This window comes from Streptococcus sp. HF-1907 (assembly GCF_015594605.1).
Lineage (GTDB): Bacteria > Bacillota > Bacilli > Lactobacillales > Streptococcaceae > Streptococcus.
Map to the genome: position 1 here is coordinate 1 of NZ_JADNQT010000009.1, position 13,110 is coordinate 13,110.

Below are 13,110 nucleotides of genomic sequence, written 5' to 3' on the forward strand. Positions count from 1 at the left end.
AGTTTTCCCTTACCACTATGTCAACCAGTCCGTAACTATAGAACACGTATTTTTGATGGCTTGGCAGACATTGGTTACAATGCCTCCAAGAATCTATGGTTCTATGGGTTCAAAGTTCATATGCTGGTCACCCTATCAGGCTATATTCTAAACTATGTTGTGACACCAGCATCTGTTCACGCTATTAGAGCCGTTGAGGACTTACTGGAAAACTGCCATCACTCTTACATTTTGGCTGATTTGGGCTATCTTAGTCGCAAGCTTAAAAATAGTTTGGAGCAAAAAGGTTATCATCTTTGGACTCCCTTACGTCAAAATATGGCAGGGGCTAAGCAACATAATTATTGGAAACTGATGGCTATGAGAAGGACTATTGAGACACGTTTTTCAGAACTTTGTACGCTTTTCGATATGAAACAAACACTAGCTAGAGCAAAAACAGGATTGCAATTGAAGATAGAGCAAATCGTATTAGCTTATAATTTAAGATATTTTGAAATTAACTAGCACCACGGGTATTCGTAATCAATAACAAGAAGATGTGATAGCAGATCAGCTCAGTCTTTTCGAGGAATATGATCCGTTTACAGGTGAGAAGAATAAAAGAAAGTAGTCTTAAAGAGCCCCGCTAGTCGGGTTAGCTAGCAAAGGTGGTGCTGAAGGGAAACCATTCGGTAGGCCTTTAGGTCTCGATCGGTAGCAGAGGCTTTCAGCCGAAGAGCAAACCACCCGTTCTCACGGGTGGTTTTGATTTTTAACATGATTATGTTATAATAACCTTTAATATTTTGAAAATTTGGAGAAATGATATGAAGACACCATTTGTGACCAAAGAGCAGTTAGAGGCGATTACGGCACAATTTCCAACGCCTTTTCACCTTTATGATGAAAAGGGTATCCGTGAAACAGCGCGTGCGGTAAACAAGGCTTTTAGCTGGAATCCTGGGTATAAAGAATTTTTCGCAGTTAAGGCGACTCCTAATCCAACGATTTTGAAAATTCTCCGTGAGGAAAATTGTGGGGTGGACTGTGCAACGGATGTTGAATTGCTCATGAGCCACAAGGTTGGCTTCACCAGCAAGGAAATCAGCTTTACCTCCAACGATACACGCCCTGAAGAGTTTGCTTATGCACGTGAAATCGGGGCGACCATCAACCTAGATGCCTATGAAGACATTGCTTTTCTTGAAAAAGCAGCTGGTATTCCTGAAAAAGTATCGCTTCGCTTCAATCCTGGCGGTGTTTTTTCACTTGGGACAGATATCATGGACCATCCCGAAGAATCTAAATTTGGAATGACTAAGGCACAGTTGTTGCAGGGTTACCAAGATTTGAAGGAAAAAGGTGCTAAATCCTTTGGTTTGCATGCTTTCCTTGCTTCAAACACAGTCACAAACGACTACTACCCTACTCTAGCTGGACAACTCTTTGATTTGGCTGTGGAAATCAAGGAAACTTTGGGTATTGAACTTGACTTCATCAACCTTTCTGGTGGTATTGGTGTCGATTATTCACCTGAAAATCGTCAAAATGACATTGCGGCCATTGGTGAAGGGGTGCACCGTGTCTTTGATGAGAAATTGGTTCCCGCTGGTCTCGGGCACATCAGTATTTATACCGAGCTTGGACGCTATATGCTTGCTTCCCACGGTCACTTGGTGACAAAAGTTCTCCACGTCAAGGAAACCTATCGTCGTTATATTGGCGTAGATGCTTGTGCGGTCAATTTGCTTCGTCCAGCTATGTATGACGCCTACCACCATATCACAAACATCACAAACCCAGACGGTCCGCTGGAAACAGTCGATGTTGTCGGTTCACTCTGCGAAAACAATGACAAATTCGCTAAAAATTGTCAGCTACCGCATACTGAAATTGGCGACACTCTCATCATCCATGATTCAGGAGCACACGGTTTCTCAATGGGCTATAACTACAACGGTCGCCTTCGCTCTGCCGAGATTCTTCTTGAGGAAAATGGCGGAGCTCGCATGATTCGTCGTGCCGAAACACCAGAAGATTACTTTGCGACTTTGTACGGATTTGATTTTGAAAAATAAATGAAAAAGCTGGTTACCGCCAGCTTTTTTGCAAAGTGTCAGTTTCGGGGGCAATTAGTATCAGGAATTTTTGCGAGATGCCAGCTTCGGAGGAGCTAGGAAAACTAATTTTGTGAAGTTGTGATAAGAGTGGACTTTATGATGATGCAACTTGCATTGGTTCGTCGACAACAGTTTTTTAGAGTGATGCAGCTTGCATGAGCTCGTCAATAATAGTTTTTGATGATGCTATTTCTATGGTCAGACGACCTCTGTCTAGGTCTTCTGGCTGGTGGTGAACATTTGTAAACTCTTTCCTTTTTTGCTATAATATTACTTGTAAAAAAGTTAGGAGAATGATAGATGTCAACAGCTATTTGGATTTTATTAGTAATTGTCGCTTTATTTGGTGGTCTTATCGGAGGCGTATTTATCGCCCGTAAACAAATCGAAAAAGAAATCGGGGAGCACCCACGTTTGACACCAGATGCTATCCGTGAAATGATGAGCCAAATGGGTCAAAAGCCAAGTGAGGCTAAGATTCAACAAACTTACCGTAATATCATCAAACAGTCTAAAGCGGCTGCTGCTAAATCTAAAAAATAAGCGCTCAGACAAACAGTAGTTGAGTGTGCTAGGAAAATGAGTGAACGTCCACTAGCTTAATTTTGGGCACTAAGAGCTCTTATCAAAGGTTTGGGACATCTGTCTCAACCTTTTTTGTTAGTAAGCGTCTAGGTTGGAGGAAGAATAAGCATGGATAATAGACCGATTGGCTTTCTAGATTCGGGAGTTGGAGGTTTGACCGTTGTAAAGGAAATGATGCGTCAGCTTCCTGAAGAGGAAATCGTCTTTATCGGAGATCAGGCAAGGGCTCCTTACGGTCCCAGACCTGCAGAACAAATTCGAGAATTTACTTGGCAGATGGTCAATTTTCTCTTAACCAAAAATGTCAAGATGATTGTCATTGCTTGCAATACAGCGACAGCAGTCGTCTGGCAAGAAATCAAGGAAAAACTAGACATTCCAGTGCTTGGTGTTATCTTACCTGGTGCTAGCGCAGCCATTAAAGCAACACAGACTGGTAAGGTCGGTATCATCGGAACGCCCATGACCATCAAGTCAGACGCTTATCGCCAAAAGATTCAAGCTCTATCACCTGAGACGACCGTTGAGAGTCTATCTTGCCCGCGCTTTGCGCCCATCGTCGAATCAAACGAAATGGCATCAAGTGTGGCTAAGAAAGTCGTCTATGAAACGCTGGCGTCCATGGTTGGTAAGGTGGACACTCTCATCATGGGTTGTACGCACTATCCTTTACTGCGTCCCATTATTCAGAATGTCATGGGTAAGCAGGTCAAACTAATTGATAGCGGAGCTGAAACGGTACGTGATGTCTCGGTTCTACTCAATTATTTTGAAATCAATCGTAGCCGGAAAGATATCCGTGGTGACCATCGTTTTTATACAACAGCCAGTCCCAAGGGCTTTCGTGAAATCGCCGAGCAGTGGCTGGGGCAAGAAATAAATGTGGAGCATGTAGAATTATGACAGAAGAGATTTTTGAATATAAGGATGAGAAGAATTGGTTTATTGGGAGTTTTGAGGCTTTCAATTACTTTACTTACTTTGGGGATGATGAGGCTTATGAGTCGGTTCGTGAGGTCTTCCATAACCTCCTTAGCAAACTTGGGATTGAAGGAGTTCAAGTGCATGTAGTCAGAATGGCATCGGACTTTCACTTGTTGGCTTTCTTGATTGACATGATTAATCAAAAGACAGGTCGCAATCTAAAAGTGATGCAGCATCAGGGGGCTAGCCTTGTCTCAGAAAACGACCAGTTGCTATATGTTCACTTACCAAAGGATGGTCTTTCCCTTGAGACTTTCTTTGGCAATGGCGGAGCTGATGAGCTGGGTGATACCATCCTCATTGCCACACGAAACGAAGGCAAAACCAAAGAGTTTCGTAAGATGTTTGAGAAATTAGGCATCAAGGTTGAAAATCTCAATGATTACCCAGACCTTCCTGAAGTGGCTGAAACTGGCATGACCTTTGAAGAAAATGCGCGCCTGAAAGCTGAAACTATTTCAGAATTGACTGGGAAAATGGTCTTGTCAGATGATTCTGGTTTGAAGGTTGATGCTCTGGGTGGCTTACCTGGTGTTTGGTCAGCCCGTTTTTCAGGACCAGACGCGACAGACGAGCTTAACAATGCCAAACTCTTACATGAATTAGCTATGGTCTTTGACAAAGAAAGTCGCTCTGCTCAATTCCACACAACCTTGGTGGTTGCTAAGCCAGGCAAAGAGAGCTTAGTGGTAGAAGCTGATTGGCCTGGCTACATTGGTTTTGAGGCAAAAGGTGAGAACGGCTTTGGTTATGACCCACTTTTCTTGGTCGGTGAAGGCGACCGCACAGCAGCGCAGCTATCTGCCGAAGAAAAGAATGAACAATCTCATCGTGGACTAGCGGTTAAGAAATTATTGGAGGTATTTCCAGAATGGCAAGCACAAGATTTGTAGTTATGAGTGATTCTCATGGTGACCGTGGTATTGTTGAGGACATCAAGAAGCATTATCAAGGCAAGGTAGATGGCATTTTCCATAATGGTGATTCGGAGCTTCCCAGCGACGCCCCTGTTTGGGATGGGATTTATGTGGTGCGTGGTAACTGCGATTATGACGCGGGTTATAAGGATAATTTGGTGACTCGTCTTGGCAATGTCGTGATTGCTCAGACTCATGGTCATCTCTATCATATCAATTTTATGTGGGACCGATTGGACTTGTTTGCACAATCGGCTGACGCTGACATCTGTCTTTATGGTCACTTGCACCGAGCTGACGCTTGGCAAAATGGTAAGACCGTTTTTATCAATCCAGGTTCTGTTTCACAACCGCGTGGACCAATTAATGTTAAACTCTATGCCTTGGTGACAGTTACGGATGATAAGATTGTAGTTGATTACTATACACGTGACCACCAACTCTACCCAGAATTAACAAAGGAATTTAGCCGATGATTGCCAAAGCATTTGAAGACTTTCTCTTGAGTCATCTTGATAATTACCTGATTCCAGCTGAAGATTTAGCCATTTTCATTGATACTCACAATGCAGACCACGTCAAATTGTTGCTGATGAGCAATGGTTATTCGCGCGTGCCTGTCCTTACCAAGGACAAGAAATATGTGGGGACCATCAGCATTTCTGATATTCTCTCTTACCAAGCCCAAAATCAGCTTAATGATTGGGAAGTTGACCCGACCGATATTCGTGAAATGGTAAATACCAAGATTGAAACCATCAATGAAGCTGCTGACCTGACAGAAATCATGCACAAATTGGTGGACTTTCCTTTCTTGCCAGTGGTCAATGATGACAATGTATTTCAAGGGATTATCACGCGAAAATCAATTTTAAAGGCTGTTAATAGTCTTCTTCACGACTTCACTAATTACTATGATATTGTTCCAAAACACGATGCAGACAAAGATTAAGTCCTTTTTAGCCAGTAAGCAGCTGTCTCCTAATTCTGAGAAGTCTTACACCTACGATTTGGAGCAATTCGTGGCCTTTGTTGGTGAGCAAGTGACCAAAGAAAAGTTGGCACTCTACCAGCAATCTTTATCCGACTTAAAAGTTTCAGCGCGCAAGCGTAAAGTCTCTGCGGTCAACCAATTTTTGGCCTTTCTATATGAGACAGAAGTTTTAGACCGCTATTTCAAATTGAAGGTGACTGACAAGCTACCGACGCCCAAGAATCAAGCTGAATTGGTTGACTTATCTTCATTTTATGAGCCTTGTCAAAATAAAGTGGGGCAGCTGATGGCGCTTCTAATTTTTGAATTGGGCTTGACGCCTGCAGAAATAGCAGAGCTGGCTGTGAAGAATATTGATACTAACTTTGCTATTATCCGTTTGTCTAAGGCAGGCATGGTGCGTATTTTGCAAGTGCCAACCAAGCTCTTATCTCTTTTAGAGGAGGCTTTGTCTGGTCAAGAGACTTATCTCTTTGAACACGACGGTAGAAGCTACTCGCGTCAGTGGTTCTTTAATCAACTCAAAGCCTTTTTAGCTGAAAAAGGTCAGGATGAGATGACAGCGCAGCGATTGCGGGAGCAATACATCCTAAGAGAAAAGGCTGCAGGCAAGTCGATCATGAAAGTGAGTCGCCAGCTAGGGCTTAAAAGTCCAATCACTCTGGAGAAATTTTACAAGTAATGGATATTAAATTAAAAGATTTTGAGGGACCGCTGGACTTGCTCTTGCACTTGGTGTCCAAGTATGAGGTGGATATCTATGATGTTCCCATTGTTGAGGTCATTGAGCAGTATCTGGCCTATATCGCGACCTTGCAGGCTATGAAGCTGGAGGTTGCGGGCGAATATATGGTCATGGCCAGCCAGCTCATGCTGATTAAGAGTCGCAAGCTCCTGCCAAAAGTGGTCGAAGCGGAGCCCATGGCTGATGACCCTGAACTAGAACTTTTGGGGCAAATCGAAGAATACCGCAAGTACAAGGCTCTCAGTGAAGAATTGGGGCACCAGCATGATGAGCGAGCAAAATTCTTTTCAAAACCCAAGCAGGAATTGATTTTTGAAGAGGCAACCTTATCGCATGATACGACCTTGATGGACCTTTTCTTGTCCTTCTCTCATGTTATGTCCCAGCGTCAAAAAGAGTTACGGAACAATCATACGGTGATTGAGGGCGATGACTATCGTATCGAAGATATGATGGAGGTTTTGGAAGAGCGTTTGGGGCAGCAAGCGCAATTATCTCTGGACCAAGTCTTTAAAGATTGCCAAAGTCGTTCAGAAATGATAACCTTATTTTTAGCCACCTTAGAATTGATTAAACTGCACCGCGTTTTGGTGGAGCAGGAGGACAATTTTGGTCAGATTATTTTGAGAAAGGAAGTGGCATGAACTATTTAGCACAGCTGGAAGCCCTTCTTTTTGTGGCTGGTGAGGATGGTCTTAGTCTTCGTCAAATGGCAGAGCTGGTCAACTTAACACCGACAGCATTGACTCAACAATTGGATAAACTAGCTGAAAAATACGCACAGGATGAGACATCAGCTTTGGATTTGCTTCAAACAGCTCAGACTTATAAACTGGTCACCAAGGATGGATTTGCAGAGCTCTTGCGTGATTACGCCAAGGCTCCGGTCAACCAATCTTTATCTCGTGCCAGCTTGGAAGTCCTATCAATCATTGCCTACAAGCAACCCATTACTAGGATTGAAGTGGATGACATCCGTGGTGTCAATTCCAGCTCAGCCATTACCAAGTTAATGGCTTTTGGCTTGATTAAGATTATCGGGAAGAAGGAAGTTATCGGGACACCAAATCTCTATGCGACGACGGATTATTTCCTAGACTATATGGGTATCAATCATTTGGATGAATTGGTGGATGCCTCAAGTATTGAATTAGTTGATGATGAAATCACGCTCTTTTCAGAAGATAAGGAGCTAGAAATTAAGGAAGAAAATGAGAATTAACAAGTACATTGCGCATGCAGGGATTGCAAGCCGCAGAAAAGCTGAAGAGCTTATCAAACAGGGCATGGTGACGATTAACGGTCAAGTGGTGACCGAGTTAGCCACACAGGTTAAATCTGGTGACCTTGTTGAAGTAGAAGGAAGCCCAATTTACAATGAGGAGAAGGTCTACTATCTTCTCAACAAACCGCGTGGGGTTATTTCCAGTGTGTCTGACGACAAGGGACGTAAAACCGTTATTGACCTCTTGCCACAAGTCAAAGAGCGTATCTATCCAGTTGGTCGCTTGGACTGGGATACGACTGGTCTCTTGATTTTAACCAATGACGGTGACTTTACTGACAAGATGATTCACCCTCGTAATGAGATTGACAAGGTTTACTTGGCGCGTGTTAAAGGCATTGCCACTAAGGAAAATCTGCGTCCGTTGACTCGTGGTGTCCTTATCGATGGCAAAAAAACTAAGCCAGCTCGTTACAACATCATTAAGGTTGACCATGAAAAGAATCGTTCAGTGGTTGAATTGACTATCCATGAAGGACGTAATCACCAGGTTAAGAAAATGTTTGAATCAGTTGGACTCTTGGTGGATAAATTGTCACGTACTCAGTTTGGGACTCTTGATTTGACAGGTCTTCGTCCAGGTGACTATCGCCGTCTCAACAAGAAAGAAATCAGTCAGTTGCACAACGCAGCCATCAATTCTCAAAACTAATGCTGAAGAAGGTTTTAATTGCACCCGTTCGTTTCTATCAAAAGTACATTTCACCAGCTTTTCCACCGTCTTGTCGCTATCAGCCGACCTGTTCTAATTACATGATTGAGGCGATTGAGAAGCACGGTGCTAAGGGTGTTTTGATGGGGCTTGCTCGTATTTTGCGCTGTCATCCTTTTGTTCAAGGAGGCGATGACCCTGTTCCCGACCATTTTTCATTAGTTAGAAATCATAAAAAGGATTTGTCCTGAGCGACAAATCCTTTTTGCTTATAGTTTGGACCAAGTTTTTGGAATGAAGAGCAGTAGCATTGGGTAAATTTCCAAACGTCCAGCAATCATGGCAAATGAGAGAAGGACTTTTGAAAATGGACTGAAAATAGCAAAGGTTTCATTGGTACCTAACATGGGTCCGATATTATTGAAACAAGAAGCTGCTGCGCTGACGACAGTTAGTAAATTATTGCTGTCTAGCGAAAGGAAGAAGACCAATCCCATAAAAATCATAACGTAAATCGCCAAATATTTGAGAACACCGTGCTGGGTTTCTTTATCCAAAACATTTCTATTGATATGTAGAGACATTACACGATTTGGATAAAGGGTTGATAGAACTTGATTTTTAGCAATTTTAGTCAAAATCAAGCCACGCATAACCTTGAAACCACCGGCTGTTGACCCTGCTGAACCCCCGACAAACATGAGGAACAAGAGAATTCCTTGTGAAAAGAGCGGCCAGCCTGTAATATCTGTCACACTGTATCCAGTAGTTGTGATGATGGTCGATACTTCAAAGAAGACATATTCAATACCCTTACGGAAATTGTCATACATTCCCACAACATTGAGACTTATCAAAACAGTGGCAACCAAAACAATCTTGAGATAAGCTCGTAATTCTTCATCACCAAAGAAGGTTTTGACTTTGCGAAGTAGGAGGAGATAGTAGAGGTTGAAGTTGACCCCAAAGACCAGCATCCCAACAGAAACAAGATTAGTAATGAGTGAGCTATTGTAGTGGGCAATACTGTCATTGTAAACAGAGAATCCCCCGGTTCCGGCAGTCCCCATAGCGATGAGTAGGCTGTCATAAAGTGGCATACCAGCAAAGTAGAGGATAACGACAAAAATGGCAAACATGACCAAGTAAAGGATGTAGAGAATCTGCGCTGTCTCTTTTAGCTTTGAAACAACCTTACCAAAGACAGGTCCTGGGACCTCGGCACGCATAACTTCGAGGTGGCTATTTTTACTATTTTCCATAATAGCTAGCGCAAAAACCAGAACACCCATCCCTCCGATTAAATGGGTGAAGGACCGCCAGAATAAAAGCGACGGAGACAAGACACTGACATCGTTTAAAATGGTAGCCCCTGTCGTTGTAAAACCTGATGAAATTTCAAAGAAAGCATCAATAATGCTAGGAATTTGTCCCGAAATAACAAAAGGCAAGGCGCCAAAGAAAGACCAGAAAATCCAACAAAGGGCAACAATCAGCATTCCTTCCTTGGTATAGATATGATAATTTTTAGGCTTAAATAAAGAACCAATCCCACCAAGGAGAAGGAGGATTCCTATGGTTATCAGGATACTGAGAGTAACCTGATAATGCTCCCGATAAATAAAGGACACAATCAAAGGAACAAGCAGAAGACCGGCCTCAATGAGCAGTAATTTTGAGAGGAGGAAACGAACCATACTCTTATTCATGGCTTACCTCGCTAACAAATCACTGACACGAGTGATATTTTTCAGAAGTGTAACGACCACTAATTTATCCCCAACGCTGATGACATCATCACCAGATGGGTAAATAGTTTTGCCATTACGAATGATAGCAACAATCAAAATATCGCGTTTAAATTTGAGACTTGCTAGAGACTTACCAGCAATCTTACTATTTTCCTTGATTTCAAATTGAAGGGTTTCAATACGGTCGTTGGCAATGTGGTGCATGGCTTCCAAGTTTGAATCCTTGGCATTGAAGCGTCCGCGGATGAAGTGCATCATGTGGTCAACAGCGATGCGTTTTGGGATAACGATACTTGAAAATTGCTTAGTATCGATGATTTCCAAAAGGCTGGTGCGGTTGACCTTGGTGATATTTTTGACAATTCCAAGTGATTCAAGGTACATGGAAGTGATGATATTTTCCTCATCAACCCCAGTCAACGTTGTAACGGCATCAAAACTTGCTACACTTTCTTCTAGGAGAACATTCTTAGCGGTGCCATCACCGTGAACGACATGGACGTCAGGAAATTCTTGGCTAAAATATTCAGCATTCTTCTCATCAACTTCAATCAATTTAACCTTGATATTGGTATTTCTCAAGATATTGAGAAGATAGTAGGCAATGCGTCCAGCTCCGATAACCATCATATTTTTAACGACTTTTGATTTGACAAAACTGTGGAAGAGAATCATCTCAACACGGCTACCCGTTACGAAAATCTTATCACCAGCCTGAATGCTAGCATCGCCGTTTGGAATAATCAAATGTCCATCGCGTTCAATGGCACAGATGACGATATTTCCGAATTTCTTACGGAATTGTACCATTGACATCTGTGACAACTTGCTGCCATCAACGATTTTAAATTCCATTAGCATGACACGTCCATTGGCAAAGTGTTCAACGGATAGGGCATTAGGAAAATCAACGGTGTTGGCAATGTAGCGGGCTGTAAGCAATTCGGGATTGACAACCATTGAAAAGCCAAGAAAATTTTTATCCTTGAAATAAGCATTGGAATACTCAGGATTGCGGACGCGGACGATTGTTTCTTTAGCCCCCATCTTCTTAGCAAGGACAGCAGAAATCATATTAACTTCGTCTTTATCAGTAATAGCAACGAAAATGTCACAATTTTGAATATCTGCCTGCTCCAGAATCTTAAAGTTGGCACCATTACCAACAATCCCCATAATATCGTACAATTTTGTGACACGTTTAAGGACAAATTCTTTTGCTTCAATTAAAATAACATCATGCTTTTCTTCAACAAGTGAGCGACAAAGAGCGGTTCCAACCTTCCCTCCACCGACAACAATTATTCTCATGCTAACCTCCAAATCAATATCCTCTATCATACTCCTTTTCCCCCTAAAATGCACTAGAATTTCAGTGAAAAAAGTCTTTTGGAGTGTTTTGTAACATTGTAATCTAATGGTAATTTTTCAACGAAAAGATTGATAGACAAGATTGTTAAATTATTTTCAGAAATTCTAATCAGCAAAATAAAGAGAAATCAACTTGAGACAGGCTAGAAAATTAGATATAATGAAGGGTCGGACTATTTGATTAAAGGAGACAAGATGACAAAACAAACTGTAAAGCAAACCTATGGTTTGACGACAACGATTGCCATGATTGTCGGTATTGTTATAGGATCAGGAATTTATTTTAAGGTTGATGATATTTTGACCTATACCGGTGGAAATGTTTTTCTAGGGATGCTTGTTATCGTTCTTGGTTCATTTTCAATTATTTTTGGGAGTTTATCAATGTCAGAATTAGCATTGCGAACAAGCGATAGTGGTGGGATTTTTTCTTACTATGAACGCTATATCCATCCAGGATTAGCTTCAACGCTTGGTTTCTTTACAGCTTACCTTTACTTGCCGTCTTTGGTGGCTGTTGTGAGTTGGGTGGCAGCAAATTTTACGCTAGGGTCTAAATCTAGTTTGGAAGCTCAAACGCTTCTGGCTTTGGTTTATATTATTCTTTTGGCTGGGATGAATATCTACTCTAAACGCCTCGGTGGATTTTTCCAATCGTTAACAACCATGGTCAAGGTTATTCCCCTGGTTTTGATTGCGGGAATCGGGATTTTCTGGTCTGGCCCAAGCCCTGACATTCCATCAGGACTTCAGGTCATTGAGCCCTCAAATGTGGGCTGGAGTTGGCTATCTGGGCTTGTACCACTTTATTTTGCCTATGATGGGTGGACAATCTTTGTTAGCATCGCCCCTGAGGTTAAGAATCCTAAGAAAAATTTGCCACTGGCATTTATCATAGGACCAGTGCTTATCCTAGTCCTCTATCTCGCCTTCTTCTTTGGGCTTAGCAAGATTTTGGGTCCAAGTTTTATTATGACAACGGGAAACGATGCGGTCAATTACGCTGCCGAATGGTTATTTGGAAGACACATCGGAAACCTACTCTTGCTCATCATCGTTTTAGCAGTCCTTGGTGTGGCTAATGGTATTCTTCTGGGGACAATGCGTCTGCCACAAGCCTTTGCGGAACGTGGCTGGATTAACAGTCCCAAAATGGCAGAAATCAATTTGAAATACCAAATGTCTATTCCAGCTAGTCTGAGTGTGGCAGGTGTCACTCTTGTATTGCTAGCAATCCATTACTTGGTAACCAAGTTTAACCTGTTACCAGGTAGCGATATTTCAGAAATTGCCATTGTTTTCAATAATACCAGCCTGATTTTCCTTTATGTGGCGGTTCTCCGACTTTATCTTAAAGGAGACATTAAAAATCGTTTTACAGGATTTATTGCACCAATCTTAGCGATTTTGGGTGGCCTAGTTCTTTTAGTGGGAAGCTTCATCAGTAACTTCTGGATGGTGCTTGTTTTCCAACTGTTTTGCTTACTTTTCTGCATGGTCAGCTATGCCATTTACCGTAAAAATACAAAGTTAAAAAAGCCAAATTGTAAAAAAATGAAATAAATTTGTTGACATTAGATGTCAGCATGTTATAATAGTGTCAACGATTTGTTAGTTTAAATCAAACCTGTTATGATTTAAGTTAATAAACCACCGCCAACCACATTGTTTGCTGAGCTAGACTCCGGGCAGTGTGGTTTTTTTATTAGTCATGCTATTAGAAA

At 42.0% G+C, this 13,110-nt stretch carries 15 protein-coding genes and 1 pseudogene; 14 read left to right on the forward strand and 2 right to left on the reverse strand.

Annotated elements, in window-relative coordinates:
• The 13 genes and pseudogenes from IYQ92_RS05975 to yidD all read left to right on the forward strand — a co-directional run.
• Window positions 1-507, forward strand: a 507-nt coding sequence (locus IYQ92_RS05975) for an IS982 family transposase (protein ID WP_195675817.1), incomplete at its 5' end; no start/stop codon positions are given.
• A gap of 25 nt (window positions 508-532) precedes the next feature.
• Window positions 533-613 (forward strand): annotated as a pseudogene (locus tag IYQ92_RS05980) (IS200/IS605 family transposase); the annotation flags it as partial.
• Window positions 614-809: 196 nt separating this feature from the next.
• Window positions 810-2,060: a diaminopimelate decarboxylase gene (locus tag IYQ92_RS05985; RefSeq protein WP_195675818.1), complete on the forward strand. Its 1,251-nt coding sequence runs from the start codon at window positions 810-812 to the stop codon at window positions 2,058-2,060.
• Window positions 2,061-2,402: 342 nt separating this feature from the next.
• On the forward strand, window positions 2,403-2,645 hold the full coding sequence (locus IYQ92_RS05990; RefSeq protein ID WP_195675819.1) for a YneF family protein: 243 nt from the start codon (window positions 2,403-2,405) through the stop codon (window positions 2,643-2,645).
• A 150-nt stretch (window positions 2,646-2,795) separates the two neighbouring features.
• Entirely contained in the window at window positions 2,796-3,590 is a 795-nt protein-coding gene (gene racE / locus IYQ92_RS05995) for a glutamate racemase (protein ID WP_195675820.1), read from the forward strand.
• Window positions 3,587-4,564, forward strand: coding sequence for a nucleoside-triphosphate diphosphatase (locus tag IYQ92_RS06000; RefSeq protein WP_195675821.1), 978 nt, complete (start codon window positions 3,587-3,589; stop codon window positions 4,562-4,564). The genes racE and IYQ92_RS06000 overlap by 4 nt, the downstream gene beginning before the upstream one ends.
• On the forward strand, window positions 4,543-5,064 hold the full coding sequence (locus IYQ92_RS06005; RefSeq protein ID WP_195675822.1) for a metallophosphoesterase: 522 nt from the start codon (window positions 4,543-4,545) through the stop codon (window positions 5,062-5,064). The genes IYQ92_RS06000 and IYQ92_RS06005 overlap by 22 nt, the downstream gene beginning before the upstream one ends.
• Window positions 5,061-5,540, forward strand: coding sequence for a cyclic-di-AMP-binding protein CbpB (gene cbpB, locus IYQ92_RS06010; protein WP_195675823.1), 480 nt, complete (start codon window positions 5,061-5,063; stop codon window positions 5,538-5,540). The genes IYQ92_RS06005 and cbpB overlap by 4 nt, the downstream gene beginning before the upstream one ends.
• Window positions 5,524-6,264 carry a site-specific tyrosine recombinase XerD gene (xerD, locus tag IYQ92_RS06015; protein WP_195675824.1) on the forward strand — a complete coding sequence of 247 codons (741 nt, stop codon included), beginning with the start codon at window positions 5,524-5,526 and terminating at the stop codon, window positions 6,262-6,264. Before cbpB ends, xerD begins: the two co-directional genes overlap by 17 nt.
• Window positions 6,264-6,971: a segregation/condensation protein A gene (locus tag IYQ92_RS06020; RefSeq protein ID WP_195675825.1), complete on the forward strand. Its 708-nt coding sequence runs from the start codon at window positions 6,264-6,266 to the stop codon at window positions 6,969-6,971. The genes xerD and IYQ92_RS06020 overlap by 1 nt, the downstream gene beginning before the upstream one ends.
• Window positions 6,968-7,549: an SMC-Scp complex subunit ScpB gene (scpB, locus tag IYQ92_RS06025; protein WP_195675826.1), complete on the forward strand. Its 582-nt coding sequence runs from the start codon at window positions 6,968-6,970 to the stop codon at window positions 7,547-7,549. Before IYQ92_RS06020 ends, scpB begins: the two co-directional genes overlap by 4 nt.
• Window positions 7,539-8,264 (forward strand): pseudouridine synthase, encoded by a 726-nt coding sequence (locus IYQ92_RS06030; RefSeq protein WP_195675827.1) that lies wholly within the window; start codon window positions 7,539-7,541, stop codon window positions 8,262-8,264. Before scpB ends, IYQ92_RS06030 begins: the two co-directional genes overlap by 11 nt.
• A complete protein-coding gene (yidD, locus tag IYQ92_RS06035) occupies window positions 8,264-8,515 on the forward strand; it encodes a membrane protein insertion efficiency factor YidD (protein WP_195675828.1) in 252 nt (83 codons plus the stop codon). Before IYQ92_RS06030 ends, yidD begins: the two co-directional genes overlap by 1 nt.
• An 18-nt stretch (window positions 8,516-8,533) precedes the next feature.
• Here yidD and IYQ92_RS06040 read toward each other — a convergent pair whose 3' ends face one another.
• Both IYQ92_RS06040 and trkA read right to left on the reverse strand, forming a co-directional pair.
• On the reverse strand, window positions 8,534-9,973 hold the full coding sequence (locus IYQ92_RS06040) for a TrkH family potassium uptake protein (RefSeq protein ID WP_195675829.1): 1,440 nt from the start codon (window positions 9,971-9,973) through the stop codon (window positions 8,534-8,536).
• Window positions 9,974-9,976: 3 nt separating this feature from the next.
• Entirely contained in the window at window positions 9,977-11,326 is a 1,350-nt protein-coding gene (gene trkA, locus IYQ92_RS06045; RefSeq protein ID WP_195675830.1) for a Trk system potassium transporter TrkA, read from the reverse strand.
• A 255-nt stretch (window positions 11,327-11,581) separates the two neighbouring features.
• Here trkA and IYQ92_RS06050 point away from each other — a divergent pair, with 255 nt between their 5' ends.
• A complete protein-coding gene (locus tag IYQ92_RS06050; RefSeq protein WP_195675831.1) occupies window positions 11,582-12,949 on the forward strand; it encodes an APC family permease in 1,368 nt (455 codons plus the stop codon).
• The last annotated feature ends 161 nt before the right edge of the window (window positions 12,950-13,110 follow it).